This is a genomic window from Clostridium sartagoforme, from assembly GCF_039521405.1.
Lineage (GTDB): Bacteria > Bacillota > Clostridia > Clostridiales > Clostridiaceae > Clostridium > Clostridium sartagoforme.
In genome coordinates this window covers 219,530-239,944 of record NZ_BAAACH010000016.1, presented here as the reverse complement: position 1 = coordinate 239,944, position 20,415 = coordinate 219,530, and the positions used below count along the sequence as shown (strand labels likewise).

20 protein-coding genes and 1 tRNA gene are annotated in these 20,415 nt (G+C 26.8%); 15 read left to right on the top strand and 6 right to left on the bottom strand.

Features of this window, described 5'->3' with window-relative positions:
• Positions 1 to 120: 120 nt before the first annotated feature.
• Positions 121 to 867 carry a TIGR03915 family putative DNA repair protein gene (locus tag ABDZ60_RS08625; protein ID WP_016208297.1) on the bottom strand — a complete coding sequence of 249 codons (747 nt, stop codon included), beginning with the start codon at positions 865 to 867 and terminating at the stop codon, positions 121 to 123.
• A 15-nt stretch (positions 868 to 882) separates the two neighbouring features.
• Complete coding sequence (locus tag ABDZ60_RS08620; protein ID WP_016208296.1) at positions 883 to 2,232, bottom strand: putative DNA modification/repair radical SAM protein; 1,350 nt, start codon at positions 2,230 to 2,232, stop codon at positions 883 to 885.
• A gap of 158 nt (positions 2,233 to 2,390) precedes the next feature.
• Here ABDZ60_RS08620 and ABDZ60_RS08615 point away from each other — a divergent pair, with 158 nt between their 5' ends.
• The 7 genes from ABDZ60_RS08615 (at position 2,391) to ABDZ60_RS08585 (ending at position 10,938) form a co-directional block, all read left to right on the top strand.
• Positions 2,391 to 2,639: a CPF_0552 family protein gene (locus ABDZ60_RS08615; RefSeq protein WP_016208295.1), complete on the top strand. Its 249-nt coding sequence runs from the start codon at positions 2,391 to 2,393 to the stop codon at positions 2,637 to 2,639.
• Positions 2,640 to 2,896: 257 nt separating this feature from the next.
• Positions 2,897 to 3,949 carry an ABC transporter substrate-binding protein gene (locus ABDZ60_RS08610; protein WP_016208294.1) on the top strand — a complete coding sequence of 351 codons (1,053 nt, stop codon included), beginning with the start codon at positions 2,897 to 2,899 and terminating at the stop codon, positions 3,947 to 3,949.
• A 153-nt stretch (positions 3,950 to 4,102) separates the two neighbouring features.
• Entirely contained in the window at positions 4,103 to 4,660 is a 558-nt protein-coding gene (locus ABDZ60_RS08605; RefSeq protein ID WP_016208293.1) for a DUF3867 domain-containing protein, read from the top strand.
• A gap of 219 nt (positions 4,661 to 4,879) precedes the next feature.
• Positions 4,880 to 6,436, top strand: a complete 1,557-nt coding sequence (locus tag ABDZ60_RS08600) for an ABC-F family ATP-binding cassette domain-containing protein (RefSeq protein ID WP_343777508.1) — start codon at positions 4,880 to 4,882, stop codon at positions 6,434 to 6,436.
• Positions 6,437 to 6,597: 161 nt separating this feature from the next.
• Positions 6,598 to 6,753 carry a hypothetical protein gene (locus ABDZ60_RS08595; RefSeq protein ID WP_157453671.1) on the top strand — a complete coding sequence of 52 codons (156 nt, stop codon included), beginning with the start codon at positions 6,598 to 6,600 and terminating at the stop codon, positions 6,751 to 6,753.
• Positions 6,754 to 6,779: 26 nt separating this feature from the next.
• Positions 6,780 to 7,349: a DUF4269 domain-containing protein gene (locus ABDZ60_RS08590; RefSeq protein ID WP_343777506.1), complete on the top strand. Its 570-nt coding sequence runs from the start codon at positions 6,780 to 6,782 to the stop codon at positions 7,347 to 7,349.
• A gap of 391 nt (positions 7,350 to 7,740) precedes the next feature.
• Complete coding sequence (locus ABDZ60_RS08585) at positions 7,741 to 10,938, top strand: carbohydrate binding domain-containing protein (RefSeq protein ID WP_343777504.1); 3,198 nt, start codon at positions 7,741 to 7,743, stop codon at positions 10,936 to 10,938.
• A gap of 158 nt (positions 10,939 to 11,096) precedes the next feature.
• On the opposite strand, the gene ABDZ60_RS08580 is transcribed toward ABDZ60_RS08585, so the two are convergent.
• Together ABDZ60_RS08580 and ABDZ60_RS08575 are read right to left on the bottom strand one after the other, a co-directional pair.
• Entirely contained in the window at positions 11,097 to 11,732 is a 636-nt protein-coding gene (locus ABDZ60_RS08580) for a hypothetical protein (protein ID WP_016208290.1), read from the bottom strand.
• Between the two features lie 69 nt (positions 11,733 to 11,801).
• Positions 11,802 to 11,877: transfer RNA gene (locus ABDZ60_RS08575), tRNA-Met, on the bottom strand.
• Between the two features lie 282 nt (positions 11,878 to 12,159).
• On the opposite strand from ABDZ60_RS08575, the gene ABDZ60_RS08570 reads away from it, so the two are divergent.
• Both ABDZ60_RS08570 and ABDZ60_RS08565 read left to right on the top strand, forming a co-directional pair.
• The gene (locus ABDZ60_RS08570; protein WP_343777501.1) at positions 12,160 to 12,921 is read left to right on the top strand and encodes a GNAT family N-acetyltransferase; all 762 of its coding nucleotides are present in this window, start codon (positions 12,160 to 12,162) and stop codon (positions 12,919 to 12,921) included.
• Positions 12,922 to 13,001: 80 nt separating this feature from the next.
• On the top strand, positions 13,002 to 13,616 hold the full coding sequence (locus tag ABDZ60_RS08565; protein ID WP_343777499.1) for a TraR/DksA C4-type zinc finger protein: 615 nt from the start codon (positions 13,002 to 13,004) through the stop codon (positions 13,614 to 13,616).
• 112 nt (positions 13,617 to 13,728) lie between these two features.
• On the opposite strand, the gene ABDZ60_RS08560 is transcribed toward ABDZ60_RS08565, so the two are convergent.
• Positions 13,729 to 14,331, bottom strand: a complete 603-nt coding sequence (locus ABDZ60_RS08560; protein ID WP_016208287.1) for a DapH/DapD/GlmU-related protein — start codon at positions 14,329 to 14,331, stop codon at positions 13,729 to 13,731.
• 261 nt (positions 14,332 to 14,592) lie between these two features.
• Between ABDZ60_RS08560 and ABDZ60_RS08555 the strand changes: the two genes are divergently transcribed.
• Genes ABDZ60_RS08555 through ABDZ60_RS08545 form a run of 3 tightly spaced genes read left to right on the top strand, consistent with a single transcriptional unit; the run spans position 14,593 to position 16,040 of the window.
• A complete protein-coding gene (locus tag ABDZ60_RS08555) occupies positions 14,593 to 15,582 on the top strand; it encodes a hypothetical protein (protein ID WP_016208286.1) in 990 nt (329 codons plus the stop codon).
• A gap of 16 nt (positions 15,583 to 15,598) precedes the next feature.
• Positions 15,599 to 15,856 carry a helix-turn-helix domain-containing protein gene (locus tag ABDZ60_RS08550; RefSeq protein WP_016208285.1) on the top strand — a complete coding sequence of 86 codons (258 nt, stop codon included), beginning with the start codon at positions 15,599 to 15,601 and terminating at the stop codon, positions 15,854 to 15,856.
• 43 nt (positions 15,857 to 15,899) lie between these two features.
• Positions 15,900 to 16,040 (top strand): hypothetical protein, encoded by a 141-nt coding sequence (locus ABDZ60_RS08545; RefSeq protein ID WP_016208284.1) that lies wholly within the window; start codon positions 15,900 to 15,902, stop codon positions 16,038 to 16,040.
• A gap of 93 nt (positions 16,041 to 16,133) precedes the next feature.
• On the opposite strand, the gene ABDZ60_RS08540 is transcribed toward ABDZ60_RS08545, so the two are convergent.
• Positions 16,134 to 16,769 carry a YesL family protein gene (locus tag ABDZ60_RS08540; RefSeq protein ID WP_016208283.1) on the bottom strand — a complete coding sequence of 212 codons (636 nt, stop codon included), beginning with the start codon at positions 16,767 to 16,769 and terminating at the stop codon, positions 16,134 to 16,136.
• Between the two features lie 196 nt (positions 16,770 to 16,965).
• Here ABDZ60_RS08540 and rhaM point away from each other — a divergent pair, with 196 nt between their 5' ends.
• The 3 genes from rhaM (at position 16,966) to ABDZ60_RS08525 (ending at position 20,410) form a co-directional block, all read left to right on the top strand.
• Positions 16,966 to 17,283, top strand: coding sequence for an L-rhamnose mutarotase (gene rhaM / locus ABDZ60_RS08535; protein ID WP_016208282.1), 318 nt, complete (start codon positions 16,966 to 16,968; stop codon positions 17,281 to 17,283).
• A 179-nt stretch (positions 17,284 to 17,462) separates the two neighbouring features.
• A complete protein-coding gene (locus ABDZ60_RS08530; RefSeq protein ID WP_047001054.1) occupies positions 17,463 to 19,193 on the top strand; it encodes a heparinase II/III domain-containing protein in 1,731 nt (576 codons plus the stop codon).
• An 86-nt stretch (positions 19,194 to 19,279) separates the two neighbouring features.
• Positions 19,280 to 20,410: a glycoside hydrolase family 88 protein gene (locus ABDZ60_RS08525; protein ID WP_016208280.1), complete on the top strand. Its 1,131-nt coding sequence runs from the start codon at positions 19,280 to 19,282 to the stop codon at positions 20,408 to 20,410.
• Positions 20,411 to 20,415 lie beyond the last annotated feature (5 nt).

Below are 20,415 nucleotides of genomic sequence, written 5' to 3'. Positions count from 1 at the left end.
ATTGCAAAATAATTTATAAGTAACAAGTTAAGAGTGAAAAAGTGAAAGAATTAAGGAGTGGAAAATTATTAATAAAAATCTTTAAGGGATTTTTAAATTTTTCATTCCTTTTACTTTTCACTATTTATTATAATTTATTTCGGTAAGATTGTTCCAATATCTCTTTGGCATCATTCTTTTTTGAAGTTTTGGATTAATTCTCTCTTCAATTGTTGTTGATTTAAAATAGCCTTTCCATAAACTTTGAAAATCATCATTATAATCTTTTAAGTTATTATATACTTCTAAATCCATTTCTCTAATTTCCCAGGAAATTTTGTCGTATATTGAAGCAATACCTCTTTTTACATCATGTATTATCCAATATTCGTTACTAAAACGATTTTGAAAATGTGGAGAAATAATTTCTAATATATTATTATCAGGCTCTATTGAAGAATACAAAAAGTTGTTGTTAACAGAAATAAATCTTACAAAACCATTGAATCTATGAGCTTCTAAAGAAACACGCCTTTCAATATTATCAATTTCTTTTACCTCATCTAAATGTAAGTATTTATGAACATCACTACCTAATTTAAATGCAATTTTCAGATATTTATAACATAAGGTTCCTTTGTTTTTATAATTAGATAAATATAATTTATAAATTTTATTTAGAGCTAAGGGATCAATTTTTATAACAATAGAATCTTTAACCTTATTATATTTATTTAAATCTGTATCAATATACTTAATTTCAGATAAAAGATTTATTTCTAATTCTTCTTCAGTTGAAATTGATTCTATTGAGGTTTTAGAATAAAAAGCATAATAAATTGCAGTTAAAAAGCCTTCAAATGAATCTTCATACACTAATTTTAACAAAATAAATCACCTTCCTTAAAATTCTCCAGTAAGCGAAGTGATAGTATCATTTGGAAGAAGTATTTTCTTTGGTTCTGGTAATAAAATACTATTAGAAACTTTAGGATAAATGTCATCAAAAAAAGAAATTTGTTCTGAATTTTCATTTTCAAGTTTTGGTTTATCCATATAAAGTAATCTAGTTCTTATCTTTTCTTCATCAAAGGATACATCTCCATAATACTTTCCTTTACAAGTTATAAAATATTTAGCTCTTTTTAGTACTATTCCAAGTTTTCTTAAATCTTCAAAATTTAATGAATGAACTCTTCTTGTAATTAATATTCTTCTAGCAGATTTTACTCCAATTCCAGGAATTCTAAGAAGGGTATCATAAGATGCTTTATTAACTTCAATTGGAAAAAGATCGATATTACTTAAAGCCCAAGAGGTTTTAGGATCAAAGTTTAAATCAAAGTTATCACTTTCATCTTTTAATAATTCATTAGCTTTAAAACCATAAAATCTTAATAACCAATCTGCTTGATATAATCTATGCTCACGAACTAATGGTGGATGAGTAATGTCAGGAAGTAATTTATCATTCCTTATTACAGGAACATAAGCAGAATAATAAACTCTTTTTAAATCAAAATGATTATATAACTTCTCGGATAAATTTAAGATTTTATAATCGCTTTCAGGAGTTGCACCAACTATTAGCTGAGTACTTTGTCCTCCAGGAACAAATAATGGAGTGGATTTTATACTTTTCTTTAAATCTTTATGTTCTATAATGGAATTTTTAATTATGCTCATTGGAGCTAATATATTTTCTTTGGTTTTTTGTGGAGCAAGTAACTTTAAGCTAGAAGAAGAAGGAAGTTCTATATTTACACTCATTCTATCTACATATTTTCCAGCCTCATTAATTAATTTTTCATCAGCTCCAGGAATAGCTTTTAAGTGAATATATCCATTAAATTTTTCTTGAATTCTAAGCTTTTTTACTACATTAAGTAGTAGCTCCATTGTATAATTGGGGGTTTTAAAAATAGCAGAGCTTAAAAATAAACCTTCAATGTAGTTTCTTTTATAAAAATTAATTGTAAGAGATACTATTTCATCAGGTGTAAACATTGCTCTTGGGACATCTTTACTGCAAGCATTAACACAATACTTGCAATTATATATACAATGATTAGTTAAAAGTATTTTTAAAAGAGAAATACAACGACCATCTGCAGTAAAGCTATGACAAATACCGCTACTTGAAGCATTTCCTAAACCATTATTTGAATTTTTTCTTTTAGATCCAGAAGAAGAACAAGATACGTCATATTTAGCAGCCGCTGAAAGAATATTAAGCTTTTCATCTATATTCAAAATTATCACCCTTCTTAAAAGTATTTAAAATCATTATACAGAACAAATGTTCTCATTGCAATAGATCATATAAATTTTGTAAAAATAAATAATTTTATTGAATAAGTAAATTTAAAATGGGTAGTATAGAAGGTGATAAAGTTAACGGAGGTATAAATATGTTTACTATAATGGCTATAAAAATAGAACCAAGGGTAGAAATTGCCCCAACAGTTCAAGCTATTTTAACAAAGTATGGATGTATTATTCAAACAAGACTCGGATTACATGAAGCAAGTAAAACCTCTTGCTCTAATTCAGGACTTGTTATATTAAATTTAATACATGATGAAAAAGATGAAATTAATAATCTTAAAAAAGAATTAAATGACTTAGAAGGGGTAACAGCAAAGTTAATAGAAGTATAACAAATTTTAAGGTATTAACTATATTTAGTAGTCGATACCTTTTTTATATAAGTAGCTAAAACATTGATTTAAATAAAATAAATCTAATTTAAAAGATAATTAGATTTATTTTATTTATTGTAACTTATATAAATAAATATGTATTTGATAGAATATATATTACTAATTAGGTATTTTTAACTTGCAATTGTTAAATTTATCTTTATAATTATTTTTATTGAAGAATAGTTATTATATAGTGAAAGGACGATAAATAAATGAAAAGATCAATTAAAATATTTGCTATGATATGTAGCATGATTTTTACATTTACTTTATTTGCAGGATGTCAAAAAAGTAATAAGAAAAGTATTAATGTCTTAAATTATGGGGAAAACATAGCGGAAGGCATAATAGAAGAGTTTGAAGATAAATATGATGTAAAAGTTAATTATAAAACTTTTGATGATATGGAAACAATGTATATAGAAGTATCTTCAGGGAAAACTAATTGGGATGCTGTTTTAGTAGCAGATTATATGGCAGATAGAATGATACAAGAAGAATTACTTCAAAAAATAAATAAAGATAAAATACTAAATTTAAAAGAAATGAATGAAGATGATATGGGACAACCATATGATCTTAGTAATGATTATACTGTTCCATATATGAATGGAACAATAGGAATAATATATAATAAAGATTTAGTTAGTGATAAGGTAGATAGTTGGGATATAATGTGGAATGAAAAGTATAAAAAACAAATTTTTGTTTTAGATGCTCAAAGGGATGCTATAGGAATGGCACTTAAAAAACTTGGATATTCATTAAATACTACAAATGAAAAAGAACTTGAAGAAGCTAAAAATTTATTAATAAAACAAAAGCCATTAGTATTAAAATATGGTGCTGATGAAGTTAAGGATTTAATGACTTCTGGGGAATCTGCAATTGCTATGATATGGTCAGGAGAAGGTTTAACTTTAGCTGATGAAAATGAAAATCTAGAGTATGTGATTCCAAAGGAAGGAGCAAACTATTGGTTAGACTCATGGGCAATTCCAACTAATGCAAAAAATAAAGAAATGGCAGAAGAATTTATAAACTTTGTAAGTAGTAAAGATAACGCATATAAAATAGCAGAAGAAATAGGTTATACAACTCCAAATAAGTTAGCTAAGGAAGAACAATCAGAAGAAGTTAAAAATAATACTGGTGCATATATGCCTAAGGAAGTTATGGAAAGATGTGAAGTATATAAATATCTGCCACAAGAAAAATTAAGATTATACGAAGATGTTTGGAATGCAGTTAAGGCTGCAAACTAGCTTATGGGTAGGAAATATATAGTGATAACTATATATTTTAAAATAAAGTGTTCTTAAAAAAATATTAATATTGTATTAAGTCAATAGAATAAAATTTATAGTAATAGTATAATATTAGTAACATCCATTAAGAATATAGGAGTTGATCATGTTATGGATAAGATAATAGATTTCAATGAATTAAAAAACAAAGTGAATGATAAAGATGTAGACAAATTTGAATCCTATATATATTCATTATATTATGATATGTCTTCTGGAAAGTTAAATATGGCAGACTTCACGAAAAAGATGACAGAATACATGAGTGAAAACAACATATCACAAGATAAGTTTTTAAAAATGCAAACTAAGTTAATGGAGAGATATGGATTTGATGCTTCATCTATTGAAGAACAAATAAAATCATTAGGATTAAATAATATTATTCCTGGTACAGGAGATGTTGAAAAAGTAAGAAAGACTATGAGCTTTCAAGAAAAATATAAAGATAGAATAAAAGTAACAACTGTTAATAATTACTATATAAAAAATGATAAAAATGATGTAAAAATATTAACAGAAGAAGAAAATGTTATTTTAAAAAGCTTTGGTAAAGTTGATTTAAATGATTTAGAATTAAATGATTTTTTATGTTCTTATAAAAAAGTTATTGATAATACTACACTAAAAATATCTATTTGCGAAAATGTAAAAGAATATGATTATTAAAGATTAGTTGACAATTGAGAATGGGCAGTTAACAAAGCTAAGTAATAAACTTTGTTAACTGAAACTTTCAATTGTCTATTTTTTTTTATTCTTTAATAAAACTTACATATGTCCTTTTTCTTATGGAGTTTTATAATATTATAGTTTATAATATTTAAGTGCGTAAAAATGAAATTAAGATTTATTATAATTTTAATATAGAATACTCAGGAGGATGAAATGAGCGTTTTAACAGTTAAAAATATTAGTCATGGCTTTGGAGATAGAGCTATTTTTGAAGATGTATCATTTAGATTATTAAAGGGAGAACACGTTGGTTTAATTGGAGCTAATGGTGAAGGAAAATCAACTTTTATGAATATAGTTACAAATAAGCTTATGCCTGATGAAGGAAAAGTTATTTGGTCAAACAATGTTAGAGTTGGATATATGGATCAACATGCAGCTTTACTAAAAGGCCAAAGCATAAGAGATGCTTTAAGAGATGCATTTAGATACTTATTTGATTTAGAAACAGAAATGAATTCTTTATATGAAAAAATGGGGGATTGTACTCCAGAAGAATTAGAGAAGATGCTTGAAAGAACAGCAGTAATTCAAGATTTATTAGACCATAATGGATTTTACATAATAGATGCAAAGGTAGAAGAAGTAGCAAAGGGACTTGGATTATTAGATTTAGGCTTAGATAAAGATGTTGATGATTTATCAGGTGGACAAAGAACAAAAATACTACTTGGAAAGTTATTGCTTCAAAATCCAGATATATTACTTCTAGATGAGCCTACCAACTACTTAGACGAAGAACATATAGAATGGCTTAAGAGATATTTAAATAATTATGAAAATGCATTTATATTAATATCTCATGATATACCATTTTTAAATTCAGTAGTTAATTTAATATATCATGTTGAGGAAAGGAAGTTAACAAGATACGTTGGAGATTATTATGAATTTAAAAGATTATATGAAGAAAGTAAGAAAAGATTAGAAGCGGCATATGAAAAGCAACAAAAAGAAATAGCAAGATTAGAAGATTTCGTTGCAAGAAATAAAGCAAATGTTGCAACAGCTAATATGGCTAAATCAAGACAAAAGAAGCTTGATAAAATGGAAGTAATAGAGCTTTCAAAAGAAAAACCAAAACCAGAATTCAGCTTTAAAATAGCAAGAACAGCTGGAAAAACAATATTTGAAACAGAAGATTTAGTTATAGGATATGATTCACCTCTTACAAAACCATTAAACCTTTATATGGAAAGAGGACAAAAAATAGCTTTAGTTGGAGCAAACGGACTTGGTAAATCAACATTACTTAAAAGCTTGCTAGGAATACAACAGCCACTATCAGGAAAAGTTCATAGAGGAGACTATCAGCATATAGGTTATTTTGAACAAGAAGATAGAAGTGGAAATACAAATACATGCATAGAAGAGGTATGGCAAGAGTTCCCAAGTAAAACACAATACGAAATAAGAGCAGCACTTGCTAAATGTGGATTAACAACAAAGCAATTAGAATCAAAGATAATGGTATTATCAGGTGGAGAAGCTGCAAAAGTTAGATTATGTAAAATATTAAATACAGAAACCAATATACTAATCCTAGACGAACCTACCAATCACTTAGATGTAGATGCAAAAGATGAATTAAAAAGAGCATTAAAAGAATATAAGGGCTCAATTTTACTTGTATCCCACGAACCAGAGTTTTATAGAGATGTAGTTACAGAAATATGGAACTGTGAGGATTGGACAACTAAAATAGTATAAAAAATTTTTAAGAGTTAGCTTGTTGCTAGCTCTTTTTGACAGTAAATTAACAAATATTGGATAGCTTTTGGCATTAAAGAGTAATTATAAACGCTGATTTATTGACAAGTATTACTGGTATGACAAAATATAATTGATAATATTTTTCAATACTATGGGTTATGTTTAAAGATTTTTTTAATAAGTATAAAGATTATGCTAGTGATTATAATGGGGGAGTATATAGTAATATACCTATGGTTAGTTACTCACTATATGAGTTAGGTGTTCCTCTTAATGAAATAGAACAATACTTAGATAAAACAATTGAAAGTTAAATTTATAGAAAAGGCAGCATAAGAATATGAAAAAGAATTTTATGAACCTTGATTATTTACAATTTGGAAATAAGAAACAACAAAAAGCTTTTAAATTATTAACTAATATAAAAATATTTAATATACTAAAAAAGTATAATCCAATTTTAGTAGGAACTATACCAATAGAAATTGACATTTATGGTAGTGATTTAGACATTATTTGTGAAGTATATAATATAAATGAATTTGAGCAATTAATTCTGAAGAAATTTTCAAGTTTTAATAAATTTAAGATAAATAAAGTAAATGATGAAGTTTTAACAGTTAATTTTCTTATAGATGATTTTGAAATAGAGCTATATGCACAAAACATAAAATCTACAGAACAAAATGGATATAAACATATGATAATTGAAGATAGAATATTAAATTTAGGGGGAGATTTATTAAAGAAAAAGATTATTGATTTGAAAGAAAATGGTTTAAAGACAGAACCTGCATTTGCTAAAATTCTAAACTTAAAAGGAAATCCATATAATGAATTGTTAAAGCTTGAAAAGTTAGATGATATAGAAATAATGAATTTACTAGAATCGAGAGTTCATTTAGATTAATATAAGAGTGTTTATAAAATATTAATTTTGTAATATAGCATAAAAATCCATAGAATATATTTAAATTGGCTATGGATTTTTAATTTACAAAAAAAGTAAATAATTTTTAAAAAGCATTTACAATAAAAAATATAGAATATATAATATAAATGTAAACAGTTACCTAATTAAAGATAAAAACTAAATCGGTTTCGAAAATATATTTGGATTTAATATATTTGGATTTAATATATTTTTTAAATTTTTTCGAAACTGGTTTCGAAGATGATATTTAATATACAAAAGATAGATTAAGATAAAATTGGAAGGAGGTAATTATAAGAAATAAATTAACATATGTATGATAGTATTTTAAAAATAAAAGAGAATTGAGGATGGGAGTAGTAAAATAATGGAGAAATCAAAAAAGAAAATTAGAAGATACTTAGTTGGAGCCTTAGCTCTAAGTGTATTATTAAGTAATTTCAAAATTGTTTTTGCAGAAACTATTTCAGAAGAAAATAACCAAAGTGAAAAGTGGAAATTAAAATGGTCAGATGAATTTAATGAAGATAGCTTAAATATGGACAATTGGACCTATGAGATAGGCAATTGGATATTAGATGAAAATGGGAATAAAGTATCACAAGGGTGGGGAAATAATGAAGCTCAATATTATACTCAAGGAGAAAATCTTTCTATAAAGGATGGAAATTTAGTAATTACTGCAAAAAAGGTGGATAAAGAAAAAGAGAAGTACGATAATTGTAATTACACATCAACAAGAATTAAAACAGAAGATAAAGTAACTGCTAAATATGGAAGGATAGAAGCTAGAATTAAAATGCCAAAAGGAAATGGAATATGGCCGGCCTTTTGGATGATGCCTAATGATGATAAGTATGGTGTATGGGCAGCTTCTGGAGAAATAGATATAATGGAGGCAAAAGGAAGAATTCCTAATGAGGTTAATGGAACAATACATTATGGAGGAATATGGCCAAATAATAGATATAGTGGATCTCATTATAGATTTGAAGAAGGTACAGATATAACAGATTTTCATGATTATGCAATTGAATGGGAGCCAGGAGAAATTAGATGGTATGTTGATAATGAATTATATCAAGTACAAGATAATTGGAATACTTACGGCAAAAATGAAGATCTTAAATATTCTTTTCCAGCGCCATTTGATCAAGACTTTTATATTATTTTAAATTTAGCAATTGGTGGGAATTATGATGGAGGCATACTTCCAGAAAATGATTTTAGTTCAGCTGAAATGCTAGTTGATTATGTAAGAGTATATGATAAAGCTGATGGATATGAATACAAAGACCCTAAAGAACCAAACATAGAAAAAGGTGAATTGCCGGAAGGCTCAAAGGAAGCTATAGATGGTAATTATATATACGATACAAATTATGAGAATGGATTTAATAAAATAATAAATGGAGATGAAGCTTTTTCCAATACATGGAACTTATTAACTCTAAAGCAATTTGGTGGAGAAGCATCTATATCTACAGATAAATTAGATAATACTACCTTTGCTAAAGTAGATATTAGTAAACCAGGATCAGAAGTTCATTCGATTCAGTTAATTCAATATATAACTTTAGCAAAAGGAAGGACTTATAAACTATCGTATGATGCTAAAGCTTCTTCTAACAGAAATATTTCTGTTAAAGCATCGGGAGGAGAAGAAAGAGGGTGGACAACATATTCTAATGTTTATTCAGATTCATTAACAAATGATGTAAGTCATTTTGAACATGTATTTACAATGGCACAAAACTCAGATGTAAAAGCAAGACTAGAGTTTAATGTTGGAACTTCTAACCCATCTGTATGGATAGGAAATGTAAAAGTTGAAGAGTTTGAAGAAAGCATAGATTATAATGCACCTAAAAAGCCATTAAGTGACGGTAATCATATTTATAACGGGACTTTTGATAAGGGGTTAGTTGATAGAAAAACTTATTGGAACTTATCAGGTGATGCAAACTATTTTGTTCCTGAGAGTAGTAGAAACTTATGTATAGATGTAAAAAATAATACTAATAATTATGAAGATGTAGTTTTAAATCAAAAAGGAATAATGCTAGTTGGAGAAGCAAACCATACTTTAACTTTTAATGCAAGAGCAGATAAAGATAGAGATGTAAAATTAGTAATGAAAGATAGTAATGGTGATAATGTATTAGAAAAAACAATATCATTAGAAAAGGAATTGAAAGAGTATAATTTAGAATTTAAATTTAATACTAGCGGTATAGATAATAATGGAACAATAGAATTTTTATTAGGAGGAATTGAATCTCAAATAAGCATTGATAATATAGAACTTAAATGTGATGGATTACATGAACCACCTAAGGATATAGAAAAATTCTTAATAAAAAATGGTGATTTCAAAAATGGACTTGAAGAATGGAAAGCTTGGAATTGGGAAAAAAATGATGATTTTATAAATGATATTAAAGTAAAAGATGGAAAAGCTGTTATAGAAGTGCCTAAAGTAGGTGAAACAGGAGATGCTTCTCAAACCTGGGGAGTACAGTTTAAACAAACAGATTTATTATTAAATAAAGATATAGAATATGAACTTTCTTTTAATATAAGCTCAAGTATAGATAGAGAGTTAGAAGTTGTATTACAAAATTCAGGATACTATAGAGTTTTTGAAAAGAAAATATCAGTATCTCCTGAAGTGAAGGAACACAAATATACATTTAAAGCAACAGGAACCGAAGCTGTTGAATTAAACTTTTTATTAGGTAAATTTGGAGATTATAATACTCATGAAGTATCTATAGATAATGTAGTATTAAAAGTTGAAGGAGCCGTGGAAGAAAATCCTGAAGATAATGTAGTTAAATTCCCATTAAGTAATGGAAAGTTTGATAATGGGCTTGAAGGTTGGAAAGCATGGAATTGGATTAAGAATGATAATTTTATTTCTGATGTAAAAGTAGAAAATGGCGAAGCCATAATACCAATACCAGAACTTAAAAACAATGGAATAGAAACATGGGCAGTACAATTTAGACAAACCAATTTACCATTGACTAAAGATATAGAATATGAAATATCTTTTGATATAAGATCCAACATAGATAGGGAATTAGAAGTAGTAGTACAGAACTCAGGATATTATAGAGTATTTGAGGATAAAATATCGGTATCACCTGAAGTGAAAAAATACGAGAATACCTTTAAAGCTACAGGAAGTGAAATTGTAGAGTTAAATTTCCTATTAGGTAAATTTGCTGAATATTCTTCACATGAAGTATATATAGATAATGTAGTACTAAAGGTAAAAGGGGCTGAAGAAAATCCAGGAGAGAATCCAGGGGAAAATCCAGGAGAAAATCCAGGGGAAAATCCAGGAGAAAACCCAGGGGAAAACCCAGGAGAAAACCCAGGAGAGAATCCAGGAGAAAACCTAGGGGAAAACCCAGGAGAGAATCCAAAGAACTCAGGACAAAATTTGGAAAAATCAGGAACTCTACCTGACACAGGAAATGAAACAGTTAATACATCAATAGGAATATCAAGTATAATTTTAGCTTTGGGATTAATTTTAATAAAGAAAAAAAGATAAAAATTATCAAAATGGAGTAGAAATGACTTCTATAGATTAAAGAAAATATTTTGTGAATGTATAAAGCAAGTGAAGATCCTAAAGTTAGTTTTTTATATCTATATAAATAATAAGATGAGAAAAGTTCAGTAACGAATACTGAACTTTTCTTTATAATACTATTCTATTACTTTGTTTTCTAAGTTGTTACGTCTACAATCTAGAGGATTTAGGTTTATGTGATGTACGACTTCAGATTCATTAGGATTCATTATAAACTTATCTAAATGAATTCTTCCTTGAGGAGTATTTGCAACAACCATTACAACTCCATTTTTCTTATATTCAACCCAACTTAAATCTTCGGTAATAACATTATTTAAATCTTCATAAGAAATTAATGCTCTAGAATGTGGGATGCCATATTTATTAGTTAAGATGATAGCTATTGTATTATCATCAAATTTTTCATATTGATTTTGCTGAGATCTTGATACTATTTCTAAATTCACTTTTCTGTTATCTAGCATATTTCCATTAATATGTTTAACAGGAGCTTTAGGATTAGTATTTAAAACAGCTGTTTGAAGACTTTGCTTAACAGGTTTTGTACCTTTTGATTTACGGATATTTTGAATTGTATAGGCATTAAAGTCTTTATGCCATTCAGCAAACCAAGTTCCCATAGATTTAATTCTTTCAACATCATCAGTATCTATTTGGAAAACTAATTCACTTCCATCTTTTTTTAAAACAGTGGCATAAGCAATATGCCCTTTAACATCAAATTTATTTTCAAAAGCTTTATAATTCATTAAATATGTACCTTCCTTCATAATAATAATTTTTAAATAACAAAAAACCCTACAGTAAGAGTAAGGTTTTGGTTGCGGGAGCAGGACTTGAACCTACGACCTTTGGGTTATGAGCCCAACGAGCTGCCAACTGCTCCATCCCGCGATATTAAATACATACAAGTTTTTCTAACTTGTATCCTTAGTATATGCTTAATAAGGAGCAATGTCAAAGTTATATAACATCATATTATGGCATAGGATCACAAGAGGTATCTTAGAATGTCATATGATATCAAATACTACCAAATAAGAAGAAGTATTTAAAAACCTAATATTTTTAATAATACTTGATAAGTGTATAATAATATCATATAGATAAGATAGAACTGTTAATATTTTATATAATTTAAAAATTTATAGCTTAAAATTAAGGAGTAGAGAATATATGGAAGATAATAATGTTTTATTTAAAGTAAAAGAACAACTTGCAAAGGATTATAATTGCAAGAATGAAGAGTTTAATAATAATAATGAAAATCTAATTACAGAACTTAAGATAATGGAAGGTAGAAGAAAATATAGTAATGATAAGGAAATATTAAAGATACTTATAATTAATGGAAAGGCAGTTATATCTGCAGATAATTGTATTAAGGATTGGTGTATTGAAAACTTATCTAAAATTCCTGGAGAATGGATGTTTTTATATTCAGTTCTAAGAAGAATAGATAAAAAGTTAAATGAATTTGGTTATGAAATAGAAAATACACATCACTATTATTTACCAAACAATACTAACAATATAGATATTAATGACTTTAAATTAAAATGGTATGAAAAAGATGATATATTTCAATTTAAAGGTGATGATAGATTTGATGAAGCCTTTGCTTTTAATAATAATTATCCGGATACATTAGCAGTTGCAGCTATAGATGATAATGGAAATATTTTAGGTATGGCAGGTGCTAGTGAGGATTCAGATATTATGTGGCAAATTGGGGTAAATGTTTTACCAGTAGCTAAGGGTAAAAAGATTGGAAGTATAATAGTACAAGCTTTAAAAAATGAAATATTAAGAAGAGGAAAGATACCTTTTTATGGTACTATCGAATCTCATATAATTTCACAGAAAGTTGCATTAAAGGCAGGTTTTTATCCAACTTTTGCAGAAATAAAAGTAAGAAAATTAAAAAATGAAAAATAATAACTCTATAAAATAATGTACTAAAAAATCATCTTTTAGGAAGAATATAATTAAGCATTACTTTTGAAAGGATGATTTATATGAATAAAGAAGAATTAACATATTATAAAAACAAACTTAACCAAGAAAAAAAGAGAATAACAGATCTTATTAATCAATTGGATAGTAATGGGATGACTAAGTTTAATGCAGAAGTTGCAAGTGAATTATCATTTTATGATAATCATCCATCTGATATAGCAAGTGAAACCTTTGAAGTTGAGAAAGGCAGAGCGCTTGAAGCAAATGAGATGTCATTATTAGATAAGATAGATGATGCGTTAAAAGCTATAGATGAGGGAAGTTATGGTAAATGTAAAACCTGTGGGAAAGATATAGATAAAGGTAGATTAGAGTTTTTACCATATGCATTAAATTGCATTGATTGTGAAGATGTTATTAGTACAATAAAAACTTATAATTCTAATCAAAGAGTAGTAGAAGAAAGTGTAATTGGACACCCATTTGGTCATAAATCAAAATATGGTGATAAAGATGAAATAGGATTTGATGAAGAAGATAGTTATCAATCAGTTGGAAGGTTTAATGAAATAAGAAATTCTTCAGAATATGAATATGATTATGATGATGATACTTATGTTGAAGAAGTTGAAAAAATAAGTAATGAGCAATATAAAAATCAACTACCTAATTAAATTTTATTAGAAATATAGAAATTTTATATATTAAAAAAATAGCAGCTAATTTTGACAATATAAAAAATAGCAGCTATTTTTTTTAATTTTAAATAAAACAATAGAATATATTTTAAATATCATCTACTTTTAAGTCTTTATAATAATACTTCCTATCTCTATCAGTAATAGGTCTTAATACTTTACAGGGATTTCCTACAGCTACTACATTTTTAGGGATATCTTTTGTAACAACACTACCAGCACCTATTACAGAATTTTCTCCAATAGTTACTCCTGGTAAAATAACAACATTACTTCCTATCCAAACATTGTCTTCTATTTTAACTGGAAAAGAAAATTGTTCACCATTTTTTCTTAAGTCAGGATGAACAGGATGTCCAGTTGTGGAGATTGTAACATTTGGTGCAAACATAACATTATTACCTATAAATATATTAATATCGTCAACTAATACAAGGTTAAAATTAGCATAAAAGTTATCTCCAATATATGTACGATTACCATAAGCAACTCGTAAAGGTGGTTCAATCCATATATTTTTACCAACATGTCCAAATAACCTTTTCAAGATTTCATTTCTTTTATCTTCTTCACTTGGGCGGGTAAGATTATAATCATAAACTAGCTCTTTTCCATAAAGGCGTTCTTGTGGGAGCCCTTCTTCTAAATCTGTATAAATTTGTCCATTTTGCATTCGTTCTCTTATTCCCATTTTTAAACCTCTCTAAATTATAATAATTTTAACTATATATTGATATTAAAATTTTAACATATAATAATTTTTCATAGAATGTAATATTATATTTAATAATATAATAACTAGAAATTTTTATGAAAAAATTCTGGAACCTGTTTACAAATTAATATAATAAGCATATGATATAAGTAGTAAGTAGTAAGTAGTAAGTAGTAAGTGAGTTACATATAATTTACTTATTATAAGAAAATTAATTATAAAAAAGAGGGGAAATTTATGAGAAATTTGAAATTATCTCAAAGTTATTCAATGATTGCGTTAAATGCACAAGATAGTATTCATATGACAACAATTAAAAAAGTATCACTTCATTGCATTGCAGCAGCAGTTGTTCTAGAATCTTATTTAAACGGTGATTTTACAGAAATTAATGAGAAACTATTATTAAAAAAATCATATATAGAAAATCCTAATATTACTTTATATCAGGAAGCGGTTTTCAAACCTCTTTTTAATAAGAAAGAGGTTATATGTGAGGATTTAAAATGGTGGTTATCAAAAGCGTCGAACTTAGGTAATAAATATCTAAAGAAACTTGAAGTTACTATGGCAGATTTCTTAAAGGGATATAACCATATGGAAGAGATACCAAGTTTATTAGGTTGTGATATATATTACAAAACAGCAGGACTTTTATTAAGAGAGTATAGAAGTGATATAGGTGAATATTCTAAAATAATTGAATTTCTTAGGGCAGAGGTTCTAGAAGATGGAACTTTAAGTGATGAAAATATGCTTATGTTGTGGCTTCTTAGAGAAAGTGGATATATGCAAGATGTTTTTTCTAAAGGAGACTTAGAAATAGTAGATAAAAGAATGCATAAATTGATTATAAATAATAAGATGATAAAAAAGCTTTATGATGTTCATATTTACCATGGAGTTGAAATGGCTGTAAAGGGATTTTTGAATTTGAAAAAAAATGCAATGAAAACCCCTACAGGAATAGGAATAAATTTTGTATTTCCTATTATAGAGAGATCCCAATCTATTTTCATTGATACAGAAGAATGGCTTCCTAAAGCAAGCCAAAGATTAGAAGATGTAAAAAAAAGACTTCAGGAAAATGGACACAATTATATAATTATACGTGAAGGAGCTGTGCCTTTAATTAAAATAGATAATATTATTTATGAGGCTATACCTGAAGCTATTCAAGGTAGAATACCTATTCATGGGGTACGACTTAGAAGATATCCTATTTAAAGGAGTTGTATAATTAATGTCTAGACAACGATCTATGGAAAAAATACTAGAATCTGAATATGTATCAATTGGAGAACTTGTAAAGATTACTAATTCAAGATATAGTACACTTAAATACTATACTGAAGAAGGTATGATACCTTTTGAGCAAGAAGAAGAGAATTTAACAAGAAGATTTAAACGTGAAGATGCAGTTAAAATAATTGAAGAAATTAAGGAATTAAAGAATAAGGGATATAGTATTCCTGAAATTAAAGAGTTAATAATTAAATAAATACAAAAATATTACAGGTTAATAAGTTAGAGGAGTAAATATATTGAAGAATAATATAGAGAAAACTTGTCCAATTTGCGGGGCGATTATGAAAGAGTATAATTTTGCATATGATAACAACCAATATGGAAAGAAATATTATAAGTGTGAAGAATGTGGTCATAAAGAAAACACAATGAATTAATTTCAATTCTTTTACATTAAAAATAATATATAAATTTAAATATAAAAAATAGGTATGTGTATTTGGCACATACCTATTTTTGTGCATTAATCATTAAATGCTATTAAAATTAGAATTATTTGAGGGATATTTATTAAAAATCATATTAAATATATATGATGATAAGTAACAGTATAGTGAGATTCCAACAAAAATTGTGAAGAATATAGAAAAAGGATAAATAAGATTCATAACAATAAATAAAATACCAAGTAAAGATATGATAAGGCTATATGGTAAGTGTTTCATTGATAGTAAAAATGATAGTTTTAATGATTTAATAATAGAAATATCAGCTTTACTTATTGTTGGAAAAACATAAGGAATAACTAGAAGAAAAATAATAATAAAAAATGCAATTACTATCATAGCGAAATATCCTAAAGCAGATTGGAATCTTGGCCAAAATATTGAATTGATAGCAAGAACTAATGATGAAATTAAAATTATTAACCAAAGTATAGTTGATTTTTTAAAATTATCTTTAAAAGCTTTAAAATAATCTTTTATAATACTTCCTTCAGATTCATTTGCTAAGTTAAGCGAAACAGAATAAAGGGCTTTTGTTGAAGCTCCTATAGTAAATAATGGAAGACTAGAAAAGATCCATAAAAAATTTAGTATTATTAGTTCTGAAACTCTTCCCATAAATCTAAACAGCATATTATCTACGCTAAAAAATTTTCCCATAGCTATCCTCCTAAAATAATAATATTAAAATTTTATAATAACTTTGTATTCTATAAAATCATAATACAATATGATTTTATAGAATACAAAGGGCTAAAGGAAGTTTTATAAATATGTATATTAAATAATAAAAAAGTACATTAAAGTATAAAATTATTATATTTATAATAAGGGTAATACTTAGGAGGGGTTGTGTATGAGTTATAGAAGATGTTTTAAAATGAAGCTTAATGAAGGTTGTGCAGAAGAGTATAAAATTAGACATAACAATCTTTGGGATGAAATGAAGGATATGATACATAAATATGGAGGAGAAAACTATTCTATATTTTTAGATGAAGAAACTAATTTTCTATATGGATATATAGAACTTAAAGATTTAGAGCTTTGGAGTAAAAGTGCTAGTACAGATATTTGTAAAAAATGGTGGACTTATATGGCAGATATAATGGAAACAAATGAAGATAATAGTCCTATATCAATAGATTTAAAAGAAATGTTTTATTTAAAATAGTTAAATGCTATTTATTTTTAATTTTGAAGAGTGAACAGTGATAAAAGATGTAAAGTTGAAAAGGTTTAACAAAAAGTGAATGAAATAAAAATATTATACATTTTTATTATTTGAGTACTTTTATAAAATTAGAGTATAAGAAAAAATATAATTTTTTATATTTAAAAAAGGAGAAATATATGGTGTATGAATATTTTCATAAAAAAATTCCAACAAATAAAATTACAAAACCATTAATAGAAGAAATAAAAATTTATGTAGATGAAATATTAAAAGAAGAAATACCACAAATATCATATAAGTCATATATGTCTTTTTATAAGAATGGTATTAGAAGAGAATTTGAAGATATCTACTTTAGCAGACGTAAGCAGCTATCGGCTTTAGGATTATATTTGCAATTTAAAGATTCAGAAGAAGAAGAGGATTTAGAAAAGGTCGTTAATTATTTTAATGAATTATTGTGGTCTATATCTAATGAATTTAGTTGGTGCTTAGCAGCACATTTAAAATATGATGAAGTTGGATTTGCGGAAGAGCCAGATAAGATAATAGATTTATTTTCTGCAGAGACTGCACAAGCATTAAGTGAACTGTTAATAATCCATGAAGATAAAATAGATAAATCTCTTAAAGCTCATATAAAAAAGAGAATAAATGAAAGAGTTATAGAACCATTTTTAAATAATACTTGGACTTGGGAAAAGCAAACTCATAACTGGAATGCAGTATGTTCTGGATGCATAGGAATAGTTGGATTATTAATAGCCGATGAGAGTAAGCAAAAGGAAATTATATATAAAGTAGAAAAAGCTTTAAAATACTATCTTTTAGGATTTGGAGATGATGGTGCATCACTAGAAGGTGTAGGATATTGGACTTATGGATTTGGATATTACAATTATTATAAAGCATTAAAAGGAGAAATCTTTGATGAAAATTATAATAAGGTAAAAACAATAGCTAACTTTCCTAATATAATTCAAATTAGTGAAAATAAATTCGTTCCATTTTCTGATGTTCCTGTTAATATGTCAGTTGCAACAGGATTATTATCATATTTATATAAAAACTATAATATTAAAGTTCCGTTTGTTACTAAAATAAGTTCACTTGACTTTGATCAATGCTTTAGATGGGCACATTTAAGTAGAAATTTATGGTGGACAACAGAAGAAGTATTTAATAAAAAACCTTCTGATTCAGTAGAATTTTTAGAAGATGCTCAATGGATGGTACTTAGGAAAGATAAAATAACCTTTGCTATAAAAGGCGGTAATAATGATGAACCACATAATCATAATGATTTAGGAAGTTTTATAGTGGCTGTTAATGGCAATATGGTTTTAACAGATTTAGGGGCTGGATTATATACTGCAGGATATTTTGGAGAAGAAAGATATTCATATGATCAAACAAGGTCCTATTGGCATTCAGTTCCTCTTATAAACAACTTAGAGCAGATTGTTGGAACTGAGAAATGTGAAATATTAAATAAAAAAATAAGCAGTAGTAATGTTGAACTTGAGTTAGATCTGACTTATGCATATCCTAAAGAATTAATAAATTCGTGCATTAGAGAAGTTATGTATAAGAAGGATATTTTAAGTATTAAAGATAAGTTTAAATCCAGTAACAACATATTAATAAATGAAGGCTTTATTAGCTCAATACCTTCTAAATTAATTAATGAAGGCAAAATAATGTGGGAAATAAATAATGATAAATTAATATTAGAATATAATCCTGATACATTTAAGTATTCTTTAGAAGAGAAAAAAGTAATAAATCATTATAATCAAATAAATGTTATTTATAGAAGTAATCTAATTTCTAAAGAAGATGTACAATCTATGGAAGAAAAATTTAATATTTATATAAGTTATGATAAGGATTCAACAGTTAATTAAAAAGTATAAGTGATTAATAGTATTTAAATACATTTATTATTTTAGTAATTCATAAAAAATAACATAGTTAAAGAGAGGTAAATAACATGAATAATAATTGGAAAAAAGAAGCATTAAATTTTATTATAGAAAAAACAGAAGTTAATAATAGAAAAATAGGAGTTAATTTTCCACATGCATCACATGATGGGAAATATAAATTAGAAAATGAACAGTGGTGGACTGCTGGCTTTTGGCCAGGATTATTGTGGAAGGTGTATTCACAAACAAATGATGATTCATTAAAAATAACAGCAGAACAATGTGAAGAAAAGATGGATCGTTTACTTACTAATACAGAATGTATAGATCATGATATGGGATTCATGTGGACACTAACTAGTTTAGCTAATTACAAATTAACTGGAAATAAGGAGTCGAGGAGACGTGCATTACTTGCAGCAAATTTGTTATCAGCAAGATTTAACACAGAAGGAAATTATATTAGAGCCTGGAATGCATGGATTGGAAGAAAAGATAATAGTGGCGTTGCAATAATAGATTGTTTGATGAATCTACCGCTATTATATTGGGCATCAGAAGAAACTGGTGATCCGAGGTTTAAACATATTGCAAAAAGACACGTTAACATGGTTTTAGAACATTTTATAAGAGAAGATGGATCAGTTCAACATATGGTAGTGTTTGATTCTGAAACAGGAGAAGTTGTAGAAAAACTTGGAGGACAAGGCTTTGCACCAAATAGTGCTTGGGCAAGAGGATGTGCTTGGGCTGTATATGGATTAACACTTTCTTATAAATATACAAAGGATATAAAAATATTAAATGCAGCAAAGAAAACAGCACATTATTTTATATCAAACTTACAAGATAATAAATGTCCAGTTTGGGATTTTAGAGTTCCAGAAGATGGAGAAAAGAAATATAGATATCCAGATTCTTCAGCAGGAGCAATAGCAGCGTGTGGATTATTATTACTATCTAAGTATGCTGGAGAATTTGAGGATTATATATATAAGAATGCAGGTGAAGAAATACTAAAAGCTTTATATATAGAATGTTCAAGTAAGGATAATGAAAAGGAAGAAGGATTAATTATGAATGGAACAGGACACTTCCCAGAACAAACTAATTTAGATGTTCCATTAATATATGGAGATTACTATTTTGTTGAAGGTATATCTATATTGAATGGCGATGAACTACTATTTTGGTAAACTAA